This is a genomic window from Actinocorallia longicatena (genome assembly GCF_039534125.1).
Lineage (GTDB): Bacteria > Actinomycetota > Actinomycetes > Streptosporangiales > Streptosporangiaceae > Actinocorallia > Actinocorallia longicatena.
The window spans coordinates 13,053-31,365 of sequence record NZ_BAAAUV010000047.1; the positions used below are offsets into that span (position 1 = coordinate 13,053).

Here is an 18,313-nt window from a genome sequence, read left to right on the forward strand (position 1 = left end):
GGTAGATCAACTTTGTGAACGTGATCGCCCGCCGGGTGCTGCAGCTCCATGACGACGCCGGACGGTTCGTCCGCGATGTCGTGATCTCCATCGGCCAGCCGTACCTCGACACCGAGGGCCTCAACCCCCTCGAGTCCGACGCTCCGTGGGCGTGCCCGTACCGGATCGAGGGCCTGGGCGACTGGGACGGCGACTACCGCATCGTCGGCGAGGACGCCGTCCAGGCGCTCCAGCTCGTCCACGGAGTGATCTGGGGCGTTCTCGAGGGGTCGGAGCAGGCGTCGTCGCTCAGGCTGTGGGGCGAGCCCGACCTCGGTTTCCCCTCCCCGTTCAAGCGGGTCAGGGTGCGGCACGAGCCCGCCTCCGACAGCGCCTACATCGGCCTCGGCGGGGTCTTCGACCAGGACGGCGAGGCCGTCGACCAGCTCGAGGTCGACGACCGCGACGGAGAGCTGGCCGTCATCCTCGACTTCGCCCACTCCGGTGAGCTGGTCGGCCTGGAGCTCTTCAACGCCGGCACCCGGCTGCCCGAGGGGCTGCGCAGGCCCGCTGTCAGCCAGGAACCCTGACCGGCAGCAGGTCCCTTCCCTCCAGTCCCGTGTGGCGCACGCCGAGCCTGTTCAACACGGTCGGCGCGACGTCGGCCAGCGCGGGGGCCTCCAGCACCGTGCCCGCCGGGACCCGCGGCCCGTGCAGGGCCACGAAGACGCCGCGTTCCTGCGGGCTGTCCTCGCCGTGGTTCCCCTCGTCGCGGTGACCGTGGTCGGGGACGACGACGACCGTCCAGGACTCCCCGGCGGGGCGGCGGGTGAGCGCGAACAGGATCCGCCCGACGTAGGTGTCGACGATCTCCATCTGCCGGACATAGGGCGCCGAGAACGGGCCGTGCCGGTGGCCCGCCTCGTCGATGCCGCCGAACTGCACGAACGCCGCGTCCACGGCGGCCGTCGCGAGGAACTCCGCGGCATGGTCGGCGACGAGGACGTCGGCCTCGGCGAACCCGAGCGCGTCGCCGTCGTGGGAGATCAGGGTGCCGATCTCCGGGCCGAACGTCCCGTGGACGACCAGGTCGCCCCAGGCGATGTTCGCGTAGGTCGCCAGCCCGGCCCGTGCGGCCCGGGTGAGGAAGTCGGGCCAGGCGGCGTAGTCCGGTGCGGTGAAGGCGTTGTCGACCACCCCGTGCCGGCCCGGCCACACACCGGTCGCGATCGACGACCAGCCGGGGCCTGAGTCCGTCCGGGCGAGGGGCGGCGCGTAGGGCAGCAGCGACGTCCCGTACGCGCCCTCCGCGATCAGCCGCCTGAGGTTGGGCATCTCGACCTGGTCGATCCGGTCGTGGCGCAGCCCGTCGAGGCCCAGCACCAGCACCTTGTCCTTCGCGACGTCGTTCACAGCGTTCCCTCCACCCAGGCCAGCGCGCCCGGGACGATCTCTTCCACGGGCGCCGCGTCCGGATACCAGGTCCGCTCCCACTCCAGGGACACCCAGCCGCCGAACCCGTCGAGCAGTTCCCGCGCCTCGGCCAGGGGCACGCTTCCGGTTCCGAGCGGCACGGGCGCCGGGTCGTCCGCCGAGACGGCGTCCTTGATCTGCACGTAGGCCGTCCGGCCGCCCAGCGCGGCCAGGGTCGCGGCGGGCGCCTCACCGTGCCGCCACGGATGGAGCAGATCCCAGATCGCCGCCGCCGAGGGCGCCCCGGCAAGCAGCTCCGCGACGGCCGCCCCGGTCGGCAGCGCGTCGTGCGTCTCGACCAGCACGACCGGCCCCTCGTCCGCGACGGCCGCGAGCCGCCGGGCCGCCGCCGCGAGATCGGTCCCGCCCGGGAAGACCCGCACGTAGGACGCCCCGAGGTCACGGGCCAGCTCCAGGTCGGCCCGCAGCCCGGCGATCACCGCTTCGTCGTCGCCCGGGGCGCTGATCCGCACGTAGCCGGCGAGGCAGACCGGGACGATCCCGCCGAGGAGGTCGAGCACCCTCCTCCTGCCGTCGCCGTCCAGCCCGGCGTGGACCCCGGTGCCGGGGTGCAGGCGCAGCTCGAGGCCGTCGAGGCCGAACCGGCGGGCCAGCGCGGCGGCCCCCGCCACGCCCTCCCCCGGCATCCCGAGGGTGCTCACCGCCAGCCTCATCGCACCGGCCCCGTGCTGGCGCGCAGCACCACCGCGCCGGCGACCTCCTCCACCCGCGGCCCGTCGCCGAGGGCGAGCTCCAGGGCCCGCTCCCCCAGCTCGGCCAGCGGCAGCCGGACGGTCGTCAGCGCCGGGACCAGGTCCCGCAGCGTGGAGATGTCGTCGAAGCCCGCGACCGACAGGTCCTCCGGTACCCGGATCCCGCGCTCGCGCAGCCCGGCGACCGCCCCCACGGCCATCACGTCGTTGACCGCGAACACGCAGGTGGCCTCGCCCGCCGCGGCCACCGAGGCGATCGCCTCGTGGCCGCCGTCCCGGTCGAAGCCGCCGTGGACGACCAGCGGCGCGGGCAGCCCGCGGGCGGCCAGCTCTCCGGCGAATCCCCCGGTCCGGTCCCGGGCGGTCAGCAGGCCGGGCGGCCCCGCGAGGATCGCGAACCTGGGTTCGCCCAGCTCGGCGAGCGCACCGGCGAGCGCGGCCGCCCCCGCGCGGTTGGCGGGGGCGACGGCCGGCAGTCCCGGCAGCTCCTGCCCGACCAGCGCGACCCGGCCGCCCGCCTTCCGGTAGCGGTCGAGTTCGGCGGCGAGCTGCGGCGGATCGTCCAGCGAGCGGGAGCCCGCCAGGATGATCGCGCGGGCCCGCTGGGCGCGCAGCGCCGCGACGAGGGCGACCTCGCGGGCGGGGTCGCGCCGGGTCGTCCCGACCGTGACGATCAGCCCGTGCCGGTCGGCCGCGGCCATCGCGCCGTCGGCGACCGCGGCGAAGTAGGGGTCCACGAGATCGTGGACGACCAGCCCGATGATGTTGCTCTCGCCGCTGGCCAGGCTCTGCGCCGTCGGGTTGGCCTCGTAGCCGAGCTCCTCGGCGGCCAGGCGCACCTTCCGGCGCAGCTCCTCGTTGACCTTGCGGGTGCCGTGCAGGGTGCGGGAGGCCGTGGCGAGCGAGACCCCGGCGTGCCGTGCGACATCGGCGAGCGTGACCATGCGAGCACCTTACACAGGACGGAAAGCGCTTTCCAAACCGCTGATCAGCGGTTAACCTCCCCGCATGTCCGAATTCCAGGTGACACGGGACGGCCTTCTCCTCGACGGGAAGCCGTTCCGGGTGCTGTCCGGCGCGATGCACTACTTCCGCACCCTCCCCGAGCAGTGGGCCGACCGGCTCGGCAAGCTGCGCGCGATGGGCCTCAACACCGTCGAGACCTATGTGGCCTGGAACCTGCACGAACCCCGGCGCGGCGAGTTCGACTTCACGGGCATGGCCGACCTCGAGTCCTTCCTCGACGAGGCGGGCCGCCAGGGGCTGCACGCGATCGTGCGGCCGGGGCCCTACATCTGCGCCGAGTGGGAGAACGGGGGCGTCCCCTCCTGGGTCCGCTACCGGCACCGTTGCCACGACCCGCGCTGGCTGGAGCCCGTCGACGCCTTCTTCGACGAGCTGATCCCCCGGATCGCCGGACGCCAGATCACCCGCGGCGGCAACGTGATCATGGTCCAGGTCGAGAACGAGTACGGCTCCTACGGCGACGACCGGGCCTACCTCCGCCACCTCGCGGACGGCCTGCGGGCGCGTGACATCGAGGTGCCCCTGTTCACCTCGGACGGTTCCTGGGACCTGATGGTCACCGGCGGCACCCTCCCCGGCGTCTACGCCACCGCCAACTTCGGCTCGGACCCGGCCGCGGAGTTCGCCGCCTTCGCCCGGCACCGTCCCGCCGATCCCGCCTTCTGCATGGAGTTCTGGAACGGCTGGTTCGACCACTGGGGCGAGGAGCACACCGTCAGGGACGCGGGGGAGGCCGCCGCCACCCTGGAGGCCCTGCTCGCCACCGGCGCGCACGTCAACCTCTACATGGCGCACGGCGGCACCAGCTTCGGCTTCTTCGCGGGCGCGAACGCGGGCGGCCCGCACGCCGACGGCGCCTACCAGCCGACCGTCACCTCCTACGACTACGACGCCCCGATCTCCGAGCACGGCGCGCTGACCCCCAAGTACTGGGCCTACCGGGAGGTCCTCGGCCGGTACACCGACCTGCCGCCCGCCCCCGCCGGCACGGTCCGCACCCTGCCGCCGACCCCGGTCGCCCTCGGCGGGAGCCTCGCCCTGCTCGACTGCCTCGACACCCTGTCCAGCGGGACGATCACCTCCGCCCGGCCGCCGTCCTTCGAGGACATGGGCCAGGCCTACGGCCTCGCCGTCCACCGCTCCCGCCTGCCGGGCCCCCGCGCAGAGGAGCTCCCGCTGCGCCTTCCCGGCCTCCACGACCGGGCCCACGTGATCATCGACGGCGAGGTCAGGGACGTCCTGCACCGCGACGAGAACACGAGCACGCCCGTCGCGACCGGCCCCGGCGGAGCCGCCCTCACCCTGATCGTCGAGGCCATGGGACGGGTCAACTACGGCCCCGTCCAGGGCGAGGACAAGGGCCTGACCGGCGGCGTCCTGCACGAACGCCAGCAGGTCTTCGGCTGGGAGACCGATCCCGTCCCCCTCGACGATCTCTCCGGTCTGCCCTGGGGCCGTCCGACCTCCTCGGCCGGCCCCTCCTTCCACCGCGGCTCCTTCGAGGTGGACACCCCCCTGGACGCCTTCCTGTCCCTGGAGGGCTGGACCAAGGGGTACGCCTGGGTGAACGGATTCCTGCTCGGCCGGTACTGGGACCGCGGCCCGCAGACCGCCCTGTACGTCCCCTACCCGCTGCTGACCAGCGGCTCCAACGAGGTCGTCATTCTGGAGATGGATGCCCCCGGCACCGGACTCACCCTCAGGTCCGAGCCGCGGCTCGGCTGACAGCGGCTGTCGGAGCACCTCGCCGAGTGGCTAGGCTCACCGGCATGTCCCGATTCCGCGCCCTCCTCGCGATCTCCGTCTCAGCCGCCGTTCTCCTGACGGGCTGCTCCTCCAGCGGTGACGACAAGAAGCCCTCGTCGTCCGCCTCCGACCTGCCCGCCGCCCAGGACGTGCTGAGCAGGTCCGCGGCGGCCATGAAGGACGTCACCTCGGTCACCTTCGCGCTCACCACCGAGGGCTCGCCGGACCTGCCCGTCAAGAAGATGCAGGGCGACCTGCTGAAGTCGGGCGACGCCCAGGGCACCGCGACGGTCAGCCTGCTGGGCAGCGAGCTCGAGGCGAAGTTCGTCCTGGTCGGCCCCGACTTCTACTACCAGGTGGCCGGCCCGTACACCAAGCGCTCCCGCAGCGACATCACCAGCCTGGTCGACCCGTCGGCGATCCTCGACCCCGCCAAGGGCGTCCCGCTCCTGCTCACCCAGGCCCAGGGCGCCCAGACGACCGGCCGTGAGGGCGACTCGGTCAAGATCGACGCCACCCTGCCCGCCGCCTCGGTCTCCAGCCTGGGCGTGAAGTCCACCGCGGACGTCAAGGGCTCGGTGTGGGTCTCGGAGAAGGACAGCCGCCTCACCAAGGTCCGCATGGAGATGCCGGGCGGAGCGGTGATCCTCGCCCTGTCCAACTACAACGCCGACCCCTCCATCAAGGCCCCCTCGCAGTGACCTCGGCGAACCCGGTGCCGGCCGTGAACCGCAGGGCCGCGATCTGGGTCGGCGGGACGGTCGTCCTGCTGGCCTCCCTCGACGCGTACGTGATCGTCACGCTCCTCACCACGATGGTGCAGGACGTCCACGTGCCGATCAACCGGCCCGAGCGGATCACTCCGGTCGTCACCGGGTTCCTGCTCGGCTACGTGGCGGCGATGCCGCTGCTCGGCCAGCTCTCGGACCGGCTGGGCCGCCGCACGGTCCTGCACGCCTGCCTCGCCGCCTTCGCCCTCGGCTCCGCCCTCACCGCCTGGGCCGACAGCCTCGACCTGCTGGTCGCGGGCCGGGTCGTCCAGGGCATCGCGGGCGGTGCGCTGCTGCCCATCACCATGGCGCTGGCCGGCGACCTGTGGTCGGAGCGCAGGCGGCCGCTGGTGCTCGGCGCGGTCGGCGCCGCCCAGGAGATGGGCAGCGTCCTCGGGCCCCTGTACGGAGCGGCGCTCGCGGGGCTGGTCGGCTGGCGCGGCATCTTCTGGATCAACGTGCCGCTCGCGGTCGTCGCGATGGTCGCCGTCCACTTCTCCGTCCCGTCGGCCAGGCCCGGGCGGCCCGGCCGGATCGACGGCGTCGGCGGGGTCCTGCTCGCGCTGGGTCTCGGCCTGCTGGTCTACGGCTCCTACAACCCGGCCCCCGAGGAGAGCGCGCTGCCGTCCTGGGGCGTGCCGTGCCTGGTGGCGGGGGCGGTCGTGCTCGTCGCCTTCGGGATCTGGGAGAAGCGCTCGCGGGCGAAGCTCCTCGACCTGACCGGGGTCCGCAAGCGGCCGGTCTTCACGGTCCTGGCCGTCAGCCTGCTGTCGGGCGCGGCGCTCATGGTCACGCTCGTCGACGTCGAGCTGGTCAACCAGACCCTCGGCAACGACTCCACCGAGTCCGCGCTGGTCCTCGCCCGGTTCCTGGCCGCGCTGGCGGTCGCCGCCGTGATCGGCGGCGTGCTCGCCCACCGTTACGGCGACCGCTGGCCGCTCACGGCCGGAATGGCGCTGGCCGCGGCCGGATATCTGATGATCTCCCGCTGGCCGTTCGACGCGGCGGCCGCCGCCTACGGACCGCTCCCCCGGATGGACGTCGACCTGGCACTCGCCGGGTTCGGGCTCGGCCTGGTGATCGCGCCGGTCTCCTCGGCCGTCCTGCGCCTGGTCCCGAGCGGGCAGCACGGTGTCGCCTCGGCCGCCGTGGTCGTCAGCCGGATGATGGGGATGCTGCTGGGCATCGCCGCGATCGGCGGCTTCGGCTTCCACCGGTTCCAGAGCCTGATCATCGAGCGGAAGCTGGAGCCGCCCTTCCCGCTGGGGATGAAGGCGGCCGAGTTCAAGCGGGCCCTCGACGCCTACCAGCTGGAGATCAACCGGGTCCTGCACACCGAGTACCGTGAGATTTTTCTCATCACGGCCGCGCTGTGCCTTCTGGGAGCCGTTCTCGCAGCTACCTTGAACGAAACAGTGAAACCGGAAATTTCTGACGAAAGCACCCATGGGGCCGCCGAGGTTAGCCACCGTTCGTAGCGGTTATGACACCCCGGTCACGACCCCAGGAGCCTTCCGGATCTGGACATGAAGATCGCGTTGCGCTCCGGTCACGCGTTGTCAGAAAGGATCGGCAGCTGGTTGGGTTGTGAGACGGCCGCGGTCTCCCCCCGATCTCCGCGGCCGCGGAGGGATGTGCCGTCGTGCAGCGGATGAACGGACTGGACGCCAGCTTCTACCTGATCGAAGACGAGAACACGCCGATGCACGTGGCGGCCGTGATCGTCCTGGAGGGGCCGCCGCCCGCCTACGGCGACGTGGTCCGCCTCGTCGCCGCGAAACTGCCGGAGGTGGAGCGGTACCGGCAGCGGGTCCGGTCGGTCCCCTTCCATGTGGGGCGGCCCGTCTGGGTGGACGATCCGCACTTCCAGATCCTGTACCACGTCCGGCACACGGCCGTCCCGGCTCCCGGCGGCGACGAGCAGCTCCGCAACCTCGCGGGCCGGATCCTCGCCCAGCGCCTCGACCCCAAGAAACCGCTCTGGGAGATGTGGCTGGTCGAGGGGCTCGAGGACGGCAAGTGGGCGATGATCGCCAAGGTCCACCACTGCATGGTCGACGGGGTGGCCGGCATGGACCTGATGACCGCGCTGTTCGACCTCACCCCCGACGCCGCGCATCCCGAGCCCGCGCCGTGGACCGCGCACCCGGAACCGTCCGAGCTGGCCCTGCTGGCCGATGCGGTCCGCGACAACGTGCTCCAGCCCGTCCGGGCCGCCGCGAACCTGCCGGGGCTCGTCGCAGGGCTGCGCCGGGCCCCTCAGATGCTCGACTACGCGGGCGGCCTCGTCCGGCAGCTCGCGCGGTTCGGCGCCGACTCCGCCTCCGTGCTGAACGGGCCGATCGGGCCGCACCGCCGCTGGCTGTGGGTCGAAGCGACCCTCGACGAGACCCGCGAGATCCGCAAGGAGCTGGGCGGCACCGTCAACGACGTCGTGCTCGCGGCCGTCACCCGGGGCTTCCGCGACCAGCTCGCCGGGCGGGGCAGGCTGGAGGCCGGGACGGTCGTCCGGTCCGGTGTCCCGGTGTCGGTGCGGGTCCCCGAGGAGCGGGGCGTGCTCAGCAACCGGGTGTCGGCGGTCTTCGTGAACCTGCCCGTCGGCGAGGACGACCCGGTCCGCCGCTACGACCTGATCCGCGAGCAGATGGACGACCTGAAGGCCACCGGCCAGGAGGCCGCGGGCGTCCAGATCACCCGGCTGACCGACGCCGCGGTCGCGCCCGCGCTCCTCGCGCTCGGCGCCCGGACCCCGGTCCGCCTGTTCAACCCCATCGTCCAGACCGTGACGACCAACATCCCCGGCCCGCAGTTCCCCCTGTACATCCTCGGCCGCCGGATCCAGGCGATGTACCCCTACGTGCCGCTGACCGGCGGGATCCAGATCGCGACCGCGATCTTCTCCTACATGGGCCGCCTCAGCTTCGGCGTGAACGCCGACTTCGACGGCCAGCCGGACGTCGAGCTCATGGGCAAGGGCGTCCGCGCCGGCTTCGACGAACTCCTCTCCGCGAAGCGCTGAGGCGCTAAAGCCTGCCGCTGGCGATGACGCGCCGGAGGAACTCGCGGGTGCGCGGCTCCTGGGGATCGGTGAAGATCTGGTCCGGGGAGCCGCGCTCCAGCAGGGCGCCGTCGTGCAGGAAGCAGACGGTGTCGGCGATGTCGCGGGCGAACCCCATCTCGTGGGTCGCGAGGATCATCGTCATCCCCTCGGTCTTGAGCTCGCGGACGATCCCGAGGACCTCGGTGACCAGCTCGGGGTCGAGCGCCGAGGTCACCTCGTCCAGGAGCATCACCTCGGGGCGGCAGGCCAGCGCCCTGATGATCGCCACCCGCTGCTGCTGGCCGCCCGAGAGGCTGTCGGGGTAATCGCCCGCCTTGTCGGCGAGGCCGAACCGGGCGAGCAGATCGGCGGCCTGCGCGGCGGCCTCCTGCTTCGGGATCCCGTGCACCCTGACGGGCGCGAGGGTGATGTTCTCCCGGACGGTCATGTGCGGGAAGAGGTTGAAGCTCTGGAACACCATGCCGATCTTGCGGCGGACGGCGTCCTCCTTCGCGCCGACGGCCGTGATCTCCTCGCCGTCCAGGAGGATCGCCCCGTCGTCGACCGTCTCGAGGAGGTTGACGCAGCGCAGCAGGGTCGACTTTCCCGACCCGGACGCGCCGATCAGGCAGACGACCTCGTGCGGATCGACGTCGAGGTCGACGCCGCGCAGCACGGCCCGGTCGCCGTAGCTCTTCCAGAGCCCTTCGATGTGCAGGAGCGGCATCAGCGGCCTCCGGAAGCGCGGCGGCCCTCGGCGCGGGCCGCCAGCCAGTCGGTGAACCGGGCCATCGGCACGGTCAGCAGGACGAACAGCAGGGCCGCCGCGAGGTACGGCGTGTAGTTGAAGGTCTCGGCCTGGTGGATCTGCGCCTGGCGCAGCGCCTCGATCACGCCGAGCACCGACACCAGGGCGGTGTCCTTCTGCAGCGAGGCGAAGTCGTTGAGCAGCGGCGGGACCACCCGGCGCACGGCCTGCGGGAGCACGACGTGCCGCAGCGACTGCGCCTGGCTCAGCCCGAGCGAGCGGGCGGCGGCCCGCTGGCTCGGGTGGATCGACTCGATTCCGGCCCGGAACACCTCGGCCACGTACGAGCCGTACGACAGCACCAGCGCGATGACGCCCAGCGCCATCGGGCTGCTGGGCGTCCCGCTGAGCTCGAGCGCCGGGACGCCGAAGCCGACCAGGTAGACCAGCAGGATGGTCGGGATGCCGCGGAAGACGTCGGTGTAGGCGACCGCGAGGGCCCTGACCGGGAAGAACGCGGGCGACTTGACCCCCCTGGCCAGCGCCACCGCCAGGCCGACCACCAGGATGATCGGCTCGGCGATGAGGAACATCCGGACGTTCAGCCAGAAGCCGCTGAGCACGTCGGGGAAGGCGCCGGTGAACTCCGACCAGGAGAAGAACGTCGCCTTGACGTTCGGCCAGCCCGGCGAGGAGAGGATCAGCCAGCCGGCCAGCCCGAACACGACGACCGTCGAGACGGCCGCGGTCGTGCCCGAGCGGACCGCTCCCCTGCGCCTCAGCCGTTCGCGTTCGAGCTGGCGCGGGCTCTTCTCCCACGCCTTGGTGACGGGCGTCGTCACTTCAGGACGGGAGCACCGGCCGACGAGGTCAGCCACCGCTCCTGGATCTTGGCGAGCTCGCCGGACGACTTCAGCTTGCCGATCGCCTGGTCGAGGCAGGTGACCAGGGCGCTGTCCTTCTCCAGCACGAGGCCGAACTGCTCGGGGGTCGCCCCGGCCTGCGGGAGCTGACCCGCGATCTTGGAGTTCTCGACCTGGGCGGCGGTGACGTAGAAGGCGGTGGGCAGGTCGACGACGAGCACGTCGGCCTGCTTGTTCTTCAGCGCGGTCACCGCGTCGATCTGGTTGTTGTAGACCTTCGGCTGGGTCGTCGGCTGGATCTGGTCCTGGACGGCCTTCAGCGAGGTGGTGCCGACCTGGACGGCGATCTTCGCGTCCTTGAGGCCCGCGAGGTCGGTGACGTCCGCGAACTTGGTGCCCTTGAGCGCCACGACGCCCTGGGCGACGTCGTAGTAGCCGGTGCTGAAGGTGACGGCCTTGGCCCGGGCCGCGCTGATGGAGACCTGGTTGATGTCGAAGTCGAACTTCTTCTTGCCGGGGGCGAAGGAGGAGTCGAAGCCGACCTTCTCCCAGCTGACCTCGTCCTTGGTGAAGCCGAGCTGCCCGGCGACGGCGTAGGCCACCGCGGACTCGAAGCCCTTGCCGTTGGACGGGTCGTCGTCGACGAACCACGGCTCGAAGGCCGGCTTGTCCGTGCCGATGACGAGCTTGCCGGCGTTCTTCAGCGGCAGGCTGTCCTTCGTGCAGGCAGGCGCTCCGGTGGCGGTGGCCGGGGTGGTCGTGGTCTTGTCCTCGGCCGGAGCGCAGGCCGCCGCGGCGAGGACGGCGGCCGCGAGGGCGGGCAGGACGGTGAGACGGCGCAGCAAGGTGGCCTCCGGAGCAAATTTCATGGAAGTTTGATAGGAATTATCGAAGATTAGACGATCCGCACGGTGACCGTCTGGCCCGCGCGCAACCCGAAGCGGTCCGAGGCGTTCCCCTGGTTGATACCCAGGGCGAGGCGGCCCGACGAGTCGGTGAACAGGAGGGGATCTCCGACCGGCACGGCGCCGAAGGTGGGCGCGAGCGGCAGCGGCACGCCCAGGACCTCGAACCGGGTCCCGTCGCCGAGGTCGGCGGGGTGGGCACCGAGGATGAGGCTGCCGAAGTCGTCGGCGTACAGGACGGTCGCGGTGACCTCGCCGTCCCCCGCGACCGGCTCGGGGAGGTCGAGCGGGAGCGGGACGACCTCTTCGCCGAACGCACGCGGCGCGACCCCGTTGGCCAGGTGCCCGGCCGCCGGGGAGAAGATGTCGCGGCCGTGGAAGGTGCTCGACGTCGCGGGCAGGCGCAAACCGGGATCGGACAGCACGCGCGCCTCCGCGATCCCGCCGAGGACCTCGGCGGCCGGGACGAGCAGCCCGTTGTCCGGGCCGACGAGCAGGTCGCCGCGGCCGGTCCTGATCACGATCGGATGCCGCGGGGTGCCCACCCCGGGATCGACGATCGCGACGTGCACCCCGACCGGCAGGTACGGCAGCGCCTGCACCAGCAGCGCCGCCCCCTCGACGATCGCGTACTTGCTCACCTCGTCGCTCAGCACCTGCACCTGCGCGTGCGGAGCGATCCGGGCCACGACCCCGGCGCAGATGCCGGTGTAGGCGGCCCCGAAATCAGTGGTGATGCTCACATAAGGACGGTTCTCGCGCACGGCCCAGCCTTCGGAATCAGCGGAATGATCCCCTCAAAACTATCAATACCAACAGTCTCACCGGTCGAGACACCCTGATCCGCTCGATGTCCTAGGCGGCGAGGCGGGTGGCCACCGCGGCGCGGGCGCGGGTGAAGGGTTCGGCGGAGTCGTAGAGGAGGGAGGCGCCGACGGCGTGCAGGACGTGCGACTCGAGTTCGAAGGCGAGCTGCGGGACGTCGGAGTCCGGGGGCAGCTCCCCCAGCTCGACGGCCCGTTCCAGGGAGCGTTCGAGGTAGGCCTGCCAGTCGGCGCGGTTGGCGGCTATGGCGTCGCGGATGCGGCCGGGACGGGCGTCGAACTCGGCGGAGATCGCGTAGATGATGCATCCGCCGGGGAAGATGCGGCGCTCGGCGTAGTCCATCCAGCGCTCCAGCAGGGCGCGCACCCGGGCGATCCCCGGCGGGAGGGCGCGGGCCGGCTCGACGACCTCGGCCTGGAACACCTCGCGGCCCGCCGCGACGGTCGCGAGCTGGAGCTCCTCCTTGGAGCCGAAATGCGCGAACAGGCCGCTCTTGGAGATCCCCAGATCGGTCGCGAGCCTGCCGATCGACAGGCCCTCCAGGCCGTCCACGGAGGCGATGTCCATCGCGTGCCTGAGGATCAGCCGCCGGGTCTGCTCGCCGCGCAGCAGCCGTCCGTCGGTCTTCATGCCCAAACAATACGACCATTCGTACTGTCTGCAAACGGGGTGATCATGCGGCTCGTGAGGAGCGTCGCGCCGCCAGCAGGTCGAGGACCAGCGCCGCGGACCAGGAGAAGTCGTGGCTGCCCCGGCCGGTGCCGTCGAAGGGGTCGAAGTACTCGCGGAAGCCCGACTGGCGGATCAGCCGCAGCGTGGAGCCGTAGAGCAGATCGGCGATCACCTGGAGGCCCTGCGCCGAGGCGCCCGTCCACAGCAGCCAGTTGGTGTTGATCCAGGTGGGGCCGCGCCAGTAGGCCGCGCGGTCGAACGACGGCGCCTGGATGTCGCAGGTCGGCACGGGATAGCCGGCCGCGCCCGCGAACCGGGCCGACAGCAAGAGGTCGACGAGCCCCCGGACGGCCGCCGCGGGCAGGTCGGGATCGAGGAGCGGCCCGAAGGAGGAGATCGTCGCCACCGGGATCTGCTTGCCCGTGCGCAGGTCCAGGGGGCGGAAGCAGGCGTGGTCGGGGTCCCAGAGCCGGTCGTTGAGCGCCTCGTGGATCCGCCGGGCCGCCTCCCGGTGCGGCTCCGGGTCCGCGCCGATGATCCCCGCCAGCTCGGCCAGGGCGTGGGTGGACGCCAGGTAGGTGGCGTTGAACAGGGGGTCCTCCACCACGAACGGATGGTCGTCGCGCAGATGGCCGTCGGCGTAGCCGGTGTCGCGGAAGGTCGTGACGAGCCACACGTACCGGTCGTAGTCGACCCCGGTCGGGAGGGCCCGCGGCAGCCTGGCGGGCGCGTAGGAGGCGGGCGGGAGCTGGAGCGCGGCCAGCGGCCGGTCCCAGGCCGGGCTGTTGTCGAGCCCGGACTCCCACGGATGGCAGATCGCGGCCAGCCCGGCCCCGCCGAGGTCGCGGTGGCGGGCCAGATAGGCGTGCTGGGCCAGCAGGCCCGGCCAGATCGCCCGCAGGAAGTTCCGGCCGCGGTCGTGGTCGGCGGCGGCCCGGTAGAGCCGGAGCGCCGCGAACGCGTGCAGCGGCGGCTGGGTGATCCCGGACGTCTCGGCGTCACCGGGCGCCCGGCTCTGCTCCCCGCTGCGCCACAGCTCGGGTCCGGGGAAGTAGGCGTGCCGCTCGACTCCCCCGTTGAACACGATGTGGGGCAGCATCCCGCTCTCCCACTGCCCCCGGAACAGCGACACCAGCTCCTGCTCGGCCCGCTCGTGGCGGTGCCTGGCCAGCCCCATGCAGACGAAGGCCGAGTCCCAGCTCCACTGGTGCGGGTAGAGCCCGGGCGAGGGCACGGTCGCCGCCCCCGTCCAGTTCGCGTCAAGGACGCGGGCGGCGGCCTGCCACAGGGCGGACTCGTCCCCGGTCAGTCGAGGGCTCATCACCCCAGAGTCGCCTCATGGCAACGTTCTGACCAGCCCCTGCTACATGGTCATTAGTTGCTCGTCGGCGGCCTTGCCCCGTCGCCCGTTCACCTTCTCCCGGGCCGCCCCCGCCATCTCTCCGGTCTTGGCCCGCGCCTCATGCGCGACCTCACCGGCCTTCTGGGCGGCCTTACCGCCCACTTCGCCCGCTTTGTGAGCGGCCTTACCGCCCATGACCCCGGCCTGTTCCCTGACGTTGGCCGCCGCGGCCCGCACAGCCGGATGCGTGGCGATCTCCCGCCCCGCCTTCCGGATCTGCTCGTACCGCTCCCGCCCCGCCTTGGCTCCGAGCACGTACCCGAAGCCCGCGCCGATGATGAACGCAGCTCTCATGATCACTCCTCGTAGTCCTGCCCCCTGACTACCCACCCCCGCGATTTCGATGCGCGAACCACCCACGAGATGCGCTAATCTAGACGCGTTGGCAAGGGAGCCCCGCTCCCCGGGCCAGCCGCAATCCCGCGTAGCTCAATTGGCAGAGCAGCCGGCTGTTAACCGGCAGGTTATTGGTTCGAGTCCAATCGCGGGAGCCATTGGAAGGGCCCTCATTTCCTGGGAAATGGGGGCCCTTCGGCGTGGGTGGGGTTGGGGGAATCGGGTCTGGGGTTGATCACGTGGCGGTAGGTTAGGGGGATGGCTCGGGTGCCCCGGAACGTACGTGACGTGCTCGCTCTTGAACGTGGGGAGCGGGTGCTGGCTCACGCGTCCACGCGCGGGGGGGCTCATGTCGTCGCCACGGGGGTGGCGCTGCATGTGCCCGACGGGGGCGGAGGGTTCGTCCGGGTGCCCTGGGAGCGGGTGCTGGGGGCCACGTGGAGTGACTCCTGGCTGCATGTCAGGGGGGATGACGGGGAGCATCACGTGCGCCTCGACGACGCCGGGTCGGTGCCCGAGGTCGTGCAGGAGCGGGTGACCGCGACCGTCGTCGTCAGCCGGCATTTCGCGTTGCCGGGGGGTGGCGTGCGGATCGTGGGGCGCAGGGCCCCGCGGTCGAAGCCGTCGGCCGCCCGGGACGAGCTGTTGTGGACGCTCGTGTTCGACGAGGGGCTCGACCAGGACGATCCGGGGCTGCGGGCCGGGGCGGAGCAGCTGCTCGAGGCGTTGCGGCGGCAGACCGGGCTCTAGCGAAGTCCGGCTCTAGCGAAGTCCGGGCTCTAGGAAGCGGGCGAGGCCGGGGTCAGGGTGCGCCAGAGGCCCGTCCGGGGGACGAAGGCGGGGGCCAGGGCTCTGGCCAGGAGCCAGGCGGCGATCTCCTCTCCCGCGCGGACGCCCCTCGACTCCGTGATCGTGACGTTCTCCGCCGTCCAGGCCTGTTCCTCCAGCTCGCCGTGGGCGGGGCGCACGGCGGCGTCGGCGATCCGCAGGAGTTCGGTGTCGAGGAGGGAGTCGCCGGCGGCCACGAGGTGGCTGGCGTCACAGCGGCGGGCGACCTCGGCGGCGGCGGCGGACTTGGTCAGGGGCTCGGGCAGGCAGTAGACCTTGCGGCCCTGGAGGGAGACCGTCCAGCGGCGGTCGGCGCACCAGGCCGCCAGGTCGGCTAGCCAGGTCTCCGGCAGGGCGGCCCGGTCGACGACCGCGTAGGGGAACAGCTCCGCGGCGATCTTCAGGTTGAGCGTGTGGGTGCCGCTGACGGAGCTCATGTGGTCGTGGACGTCGACGGCGGGGGCGCAGTCCGCGACGGCCTTGCGGACGCGGGCCGTCCAGGAGGGGTCCTCCTCGCCGTCCTCCAGGATGTAGCCGCCGTTGGCGCAGATCGCGAACCGCGGCGGCGGTCCCGGCAGCCGGATCCTGCGGTACTGCGCGGGCGTCCTGGTCGTGGTCGGGACGAGCGTCGCCGACGTCGCGAGCAGCTCGATGAGCGCCGCCGACCGGTCCGTCAGGTACGACAGCGGCTTCAGGTCGTAGATCTCGACGCAGCGCAGCGCGGCATCGGGGTCGGCGAGCATCAGCGCGTTCGCCGAGTAGATCAGGGTGCGGTCGAGGTCGGTGCAGGCCGCGATCAAGCGAAGTCCCTGGGTTTGATCAGGCCGACGCAGGCGTAGGGCAGGCCGTCGGCGTCGACCTCGACGACCGGGACCCCCCGCTCCTGCGCCAGCATCCGGACATGGGAGAGGTCTGCTTCGGCGCCCCTGCGGGCCAGGATCCGCCACGGGACCCGGCGCAGCAGCACCCGGGTGGTCTCGCCGACGCCGGGCTTGACCAGGTTCACGTCGCCGATCCCGTACTCCTCGCTGATCCGCCGGACGGCCGCGAGACCCGCCCAGTCGGGTTCCTCCGCGGCCGGGCGGATCCCCGGATCGGCCTCGCCGAACCGGGCGCAGACCGCGTCGAGGAACTGGTTGGAGACGTCGGCGGGGGCCAGGTCGCGGTAGAACTTCGCGCCGTGGAAGTCCTTCGGCCCGATCAGCTCGTCGTTGAGGACCGTCCGGCTGACCAGCCCGGACACGGTCGAGTTCAGGCAGGCGGAGGCGATCAGGTAGTCCTCGCGGGTGCCGTAGATCCGCACGCAGCGGCCCGGGTCGGCCAGGACGGCCATCTCGGCGGAGAACCCGCCGCCGTGCGCGTCGAGCGCCTCCCTCAGCTCGCGGGTGATGGCGCCCTTGCCGGTCCAGCCGTCCACGAACATGACGTCGCGCGGGTCGTGGTGGCGGGCGAGGTGGTCGAGCGCGACGGCGTCGATGCCGCGGCCGCGCACGATGCTGACGGCGTAGTGCGGCAGGTCGAGGCCGTGGGCGTACTTCGCCCAGCGCCGGGCCAGCACCCCGACCGGGGTTCCGGCGCGGGCCAGCGACACCAGCACCGCGCCGGGGCCGCGCTCCTCGAGGATCCGCTCGGTGATGACGGCCACCGCCTGGGCGAGGCGCCCGGCCGACTCGCCGAGGACCTCATGGAACAGTTCCTGGTATTCGGCGCTCGGCTGGAACTCGATCGGAAGTGATTCCGCGTAGTGCGCGGCCCCCGACTGAATGGCCTCTTCGCGTTCCTCTGTGGGCGCTTCCAGCCGCACTTCGGAAAGGTCGGTCAGCAGCCATGCGACGTCCTGCGCCGGATAGCTTCCGAATTCCGGACCGTACAGCGGCTCGCCGCCCATTTACCGTTCCTCCCGAACCGTCGCGACAACGACGTCCCCCAGGCCGGTGAGTTCCCGCACCAGGCCGTTCTCCAGTTCTCCGGTGTCGCCCTCTTCGTCGACCACGAGGACGATCGCGTCGAATCCCTGGTCGACGTTGTAGGCGTACCGCTCCCCCGGCCCGTCGGCGGGGTCGTCGTGCGCGGGGAACACCAGCCGGTTCCGGATGGCGTACCCCGGATCGTCGACGGCCAGCACCGGTGAGCGCGTCGTCGTCGAGTACCGCACGGCATCGCCGAGCAGGTCGGCGAGGGCCTCGCCGAGGCGCAGCGGCGCGTACATGAGCTCCTCGAAACCGAGCACGAGCACCCGCCGGGCCCCGCCGGGCAGCTCCGCGGCGACGCGCTCGGCCATCCCCGGCAGCGCCTTCTCCAGCCGTTCACGGTGGGCGGGGGTGAATCCGTGCCGCCCCCCGGCGGGTACGGCGGGCCAGCCCGCGTCGATCCGCCGCACCGTTCCCCCGGCGTTCCGCGCTCCCGGCCGCGGCGTGGCCGCGCCGACCCGCTCGGCCAGCTCCCGGCCCCGTTCCAGGACGCCCTCCGGCAGGCCGACCCGGCCGCTCGCCAGGGCGACGACGTCGATCCGCGCGCCGAGCTCGGCGGCCAGGGAGTCCATCGCCGCACGGTCCTCGGTCCCGCGCAGGTCGATCAGCGCGGCCACCACGTAGTGCGGGCGAGGGTCCGCCGCGTGCAGCGCCCGCAGCGTGTTGCGGACCGTCCGGCCGGTCGACAGCTCGTCGTCGACCAGGACGAGCGGCCCGCCGCCGGACAGCAGCCCGGCCGGGACGGGCAGCAGCAGATGGCTGGTCGCGTGGCTGTGCTCCTCCTCGAAGCCGCCGTACGGGGTCACTCCCGGCACGGGCCTGCGGGTCGAGTGCAGGTAGACGGCCTCACCGAGCGCGTCGGCGACACTGTGCCCGAGACCCGTCGCGGTCTCGGCGTAGCCCAGCACCACCGCGGGGATCGCGGCCGGGTGCCCGGCCAGGGCGTCGCGCTGCCGCTTGTCCGCTCCCGGCTCCCCGGCTCCGGCCCGGCGCGGCGCAGCCCCAGCAGGGTTCCAC

General features: G+C 72.2%; 19 protein-coding genes and 1 tRNA gene. 7 read left to right on the forward strand and 13 right to left on the reverse strand.

Annotated features, from left to right (window positions below; genetic code table 11):
- Positions 1-14: 14 nt before the first annotated feature.
- Positions 15-569, forward strand: coding sequence for a DUF6968 family protein (locus ABD785_RS39490; RefSeq protein ID WP_344839500.1), 555 nt, complete (start codon positions 15-17; stop codon positions 567-569).
- Here the strand turns inward: ABD785_RS39490 and ABD785_RS39495 are convergent.
- From ABD785_RS39495 to ABD785_RS39505, 3 genes are read right to left on the reverse strand one after another with little or no spacing between them, the layout of a single operon-like run.
- Positions 553-1,392 (reverse strand): alkaline phosphatase family protein, encoded by an 840-nt coding sequence (locus ABD785_RS39495; RefSeq protein WP_344839504.1) that lies wholly within the window; start codon positions 1,390-1,392, stop codon positions 553-555. The genes ABD785_RS39490 and ABD785_RS39495 overlap by 17 nt on opposite strands.
- Complete coding sequence (locus ABD785_RS39500) at positions 1,389-2,114, reverse strand: sugar phosphate isomerase/epimerase family protein (protein WP_344839507.1); 726 nt, start codon at positions 2,112-2,114, stop codon at positions 1,389-1,391. The genes ABD785_RS39495 and ABD785_RS39500 overlap by 4 nt, the downstream gene beginning before the upstream one ends.
- A gap of 8 nt (positions 2,115-2,122) precedes the next feature.
- Positions 2,123-3,109 (reverse strand): LacI family DNA-binding transcriptional regulator, encoded by a 987-nt coding sequence (locus ABD785_RS39505; protein ID WP_344839510.1) that lies wholly within the window; start codon positions 3,107-3,109, stop codon positions 2,123-2,125.
- Positions 3,110-3,173: 64 nt separating this feature from the next.
- On the opposite strand from ABD785_RS39505, the gene ABD785_RS39510 reads away from it, so the two are divergent.
- The 4 genes from ABD785_RS39510 to ABD785_RS39525 all read left to right on the forward strand — a co-directional run bounded on the left by ABD785_RS39510 (position 3,174) and on the right by ABD785_RS39525 (position 8,726).
- Entirely contained in the window at positions 3,174-4,916 is a 1,743-nt protein-coding gene (locus ABD785_RS39510; RefSeq protein ID WP_344839513.1) for a glycoside hydrolase family 35 protein, read from the forward strand.
- 44 nt (positions 4,917-4,960) lie between these two features.
- A complete protein-coding gene (locus tag ABD785_RS39515) occupies positions 4,961-5,638 on the forward strand; it encodes an LppX_LprAFG lipoprotein (RefSeq protein WP_344839516.1) in 678 nt (225 codons plus the stop codon).
- Positions 5,635-7,185 carry an MFS transporter gene (locus ABD785_RS39520; protein ID WP_344839517.1) on the forward strand — a complete coding sequence of 517 codons (1,551 nt, stop codon included), beginning with the start codon at positions 5,635-5,637 and terminating at the stop codon, positions 7,183-7,185. Before ABD785_RS39515 ends, ABD785_RS39520 begins: the two co-directional genes overlap by 4 nt.
- 173 nt (positions 7,186-7,358) lie before the next feature.
- Positions 7,359-8,726, forward strand: coding sequence for a WS/DGAT/MGAT family O-acyltransferase (locus ABD785_RS39525; protein WP_344839552.1), 1,368 nt, complete (start codon positions 7,359-7,361; stop codon positions 8,724-8,726).
- A gap of 4 nt (positions 8,727-8,730) precedes the next feature.
- Here ABD785_RS39525 and ABD785_RS39530 read toward each other — a convergent pair whose 3' ends face one another.
- The 7 genes from ABD785_RS39530 to ABD785_RS39560 all read right to left on the reverse strand — a co-directional run bounded on the left by ABD785_RS39530 (position 8,731) and on the right by ABD785_RS39560 (position 14,456).
- Positions 8,731-9,474 (reverse strand): amino acid ABC transporter ATP-binding protein, encoded by a 744-nt coding sequence (locus tag ABD785_RS39530; RefSeq protein WP_344839520.1) that lies wholly within the window; start codon positions 9,472-9,474, stop codon positions 8,731-8,733.
- Complete coding sequence (locus ABD785_RS39535; protein ID WP_344839523.1) at positions 9,474-10,337, reverse strand: amino acid ABC transporter permease; 864 nt, start codon at positions 10,335-10,337, stop codon at positions 9,474-9,476. Before ABD785_RS39535 ends, ABD785_RS39530 begins: the two co-directional genes overlap by 1 nt.
- Positions 10,334-11,227 (reverse strand): ABC transporter substrate-binding protein, encoded by an 894-nt coding sequence (locus ABD785_RS39540; RefSeq protein WP_344839526.1) that lies wholly within the window; start codon positions 11,225-11,227, stop codon positions 10,334-10,336. Before ABD785_RS39540 ends, ABD785_RS39535 begins: the two co-directional genes overlap by 4 nt.
- A gap of 26 nt (positions 11,228-11,253) precedes the next feature.
- Entirely contained in the window at positions 11,254-12,006 is a 753-nt protein-coding gene (locus ABD785_RS39545) for an SAM hydrolase/SAM-dependent halogenase family protein (RefSeq protein ID WP_344839529.1), read from the reverse strand.
- Positions 12,007-12,118: 112 nt separating this feature from the next.
- Positions 12,119-12,718, reverse strand: a complete 600-nt coding sequence (locus ABD785_RS39550) for a TetR/AcrR family transcriptional regulator (protein WP_344839531.1) — start codon at positions 12,716-12,718, stop codon at positions 12,119-12,121.
- Between the two features lie 43 nt (positions 12,719-12,761).
- Positions 12,762-14,081: an MGH1-like glycoside hydrolase domain-containing protein gene (locus ABD785_RS39555; RefSeq protein ID WP_344839534.1), complete on the reverse strand. Its 1,320-nt coding sequence runs from the start codon at positions 14,079-14,081 to the stop codon at positions 12,762-12,764.
- A 42-nt stretch (positions 14,082-14,123) separates the two neighbouring features.
- On the reverse strand, positions 14,124-14,456 hold the full coding sequence (locus tag ABD785_RS39560) for a YtxH domain-containing protein (RefSeq protein ID WP_344839537.1): 333 nt from the start codon (positions 14,454-14,456) through the stop codon (positions 14,124-14,126).
- A 124-nt stretch (positions 14,457-14,580) separates the two neighbouring features.
- On the opposite strand from ABD785_RS39560, the gene ABD785_RS39565 reads away from it, so the two are divergent.
- Positions 14,581-14,656 (forward strand) — tRNA-Asn (locus tag ABD785_RS39565).
- A 130-nt stretch (positions 14,657-14,786) separates the two neighbouring features.
- Entirely contained in the window at positions 14,787-15,248 is a 462-nt protein-coding gene (locus ABD785_RS39570) for a hypothetical protein (protein WP_344839540.1), read from the forward strand.
- A 29-nt stretch (positions 15,249-15,277) separates the two neighbouring features.
- On the opposite strand, the gene ABD785_RS39575 is transcribed toward ABD785_RS39570, so the two are convergent.
- The 3 genes from ABD785_RS39575 to ABD785_RS39585 all read right to left on the reverse strand — a co-directional run.
- Positions 15,278-16,126: an HAD family hydrolase gene (locus ABD785_RS39575; RefSeq protein WP_344839542.1), complete on the reverse strand. Its 849-nt coding sequence runs from the start codon at positions 16,124-16,126 to the stop codon at positions 15,278-15,280.
- On the reverse strand, positions 16,123-17,214 hold the full coding sequence (locus ABD785_RS39580; RefSeq protein WP_344839545.1) for a cysteine protease StiP family protein: 1,092 nt from the start codon (positions 17,212-17,214) through the stop codon (positions 16,123-16,125). The genes ABD785_RS39575 and ABD785_RS39580 overlap by 4 nt, the downstream gene beginning before the upstream one ends.
- Positions 17,215-18,313 (reverse strand): phosphoribosyltransferase family protein (locus ABD785_RS39585; RefSeq protein WP_344839547.1); only part of this gene is annotated, 1,099 nt, incomplete at its 5' end. It lies immediately after the preceding gene.

What these genes read in the sequence shown, in the direction of transcription:
- ABD785_RS39540 (WP_344839526.1), bottom strand. Translation starts at nt 11,227, where the DNA reads ATGAAATTTGCTCCGGAGGCCACCTTGCTGCGCCGTCTCACCGTCCTG.
- ABD785_RS39510 (WP_344839513.1), top strand. Translation starts at nt 3,174, where the DNA reads ATGTCCGAATTCCAGGTGACACGGGACGGCCTTCTCCTCGACGGGAAG.
- ABD785_RS39515 (WP_344839516.1), top strand. Translation starts at nt 4,961, where the DNA reads ATGTCCCGATTCCGCGCCCTCCTCGCGATCTCCGTCTCAGCCGCCGTT.
- ABD785_RS39505 (WP_344839510.1), bottom strand. Translation starts at nt 3,109, where the DNA reads ATGGTCACGCTCGCCGATGTCGCACGGCACGCCGGGGTCTCGCTCGCC.
- ABD785_RS39550 (WP_344839531.1), bottom strand. Translation starts at nt 12,718, where the DNA reads ATGAAGACCGACGGACGGCTGCTGCGCGGCGAGCAGACCCGGCGGCTG.
- ABD785_RS39530 (WP_344839520.1), bottom strand. Translation starts at nt 9,474, where the DNA reads ATGCCGCTCCTGCACATCGAAGGGCTCTGGAAGAGCTACGGCGACCGG.
- ABD785_RS39580 (WP_344839545.1), bottom strand. Translation starts at nt 17,214, where the DNA reads ATGGGCGGCGAGCCGCTGTACGGTCCGGAATTCGGAAGCTATCCGGCG.
- ABD785_RS39525 (WP_344839552.1), top strand. Translation starts at nt 7,359, where the DNA reads ATGAACGGACTGGACGCCAGCTTCTACCTGATCGAAGACGAGAACACG.
- ABD785_RS39560 (WP_344839537.1), bottom strand. Translation starts at nt 14,456, where the DNA reads ATGAGAGCTGCGTTCATCATCGGCGCGGGCTTCGGGTACGTGCTCGGA.
- ABD785_RS39555 (WP_344839534.1), bottom strand. Translation starts at nt 14,081, where the DNA reads ATGAGCCCTCGACTGACCGGGGACGAGTCCGCCCTGTGGCAGGCCGCC.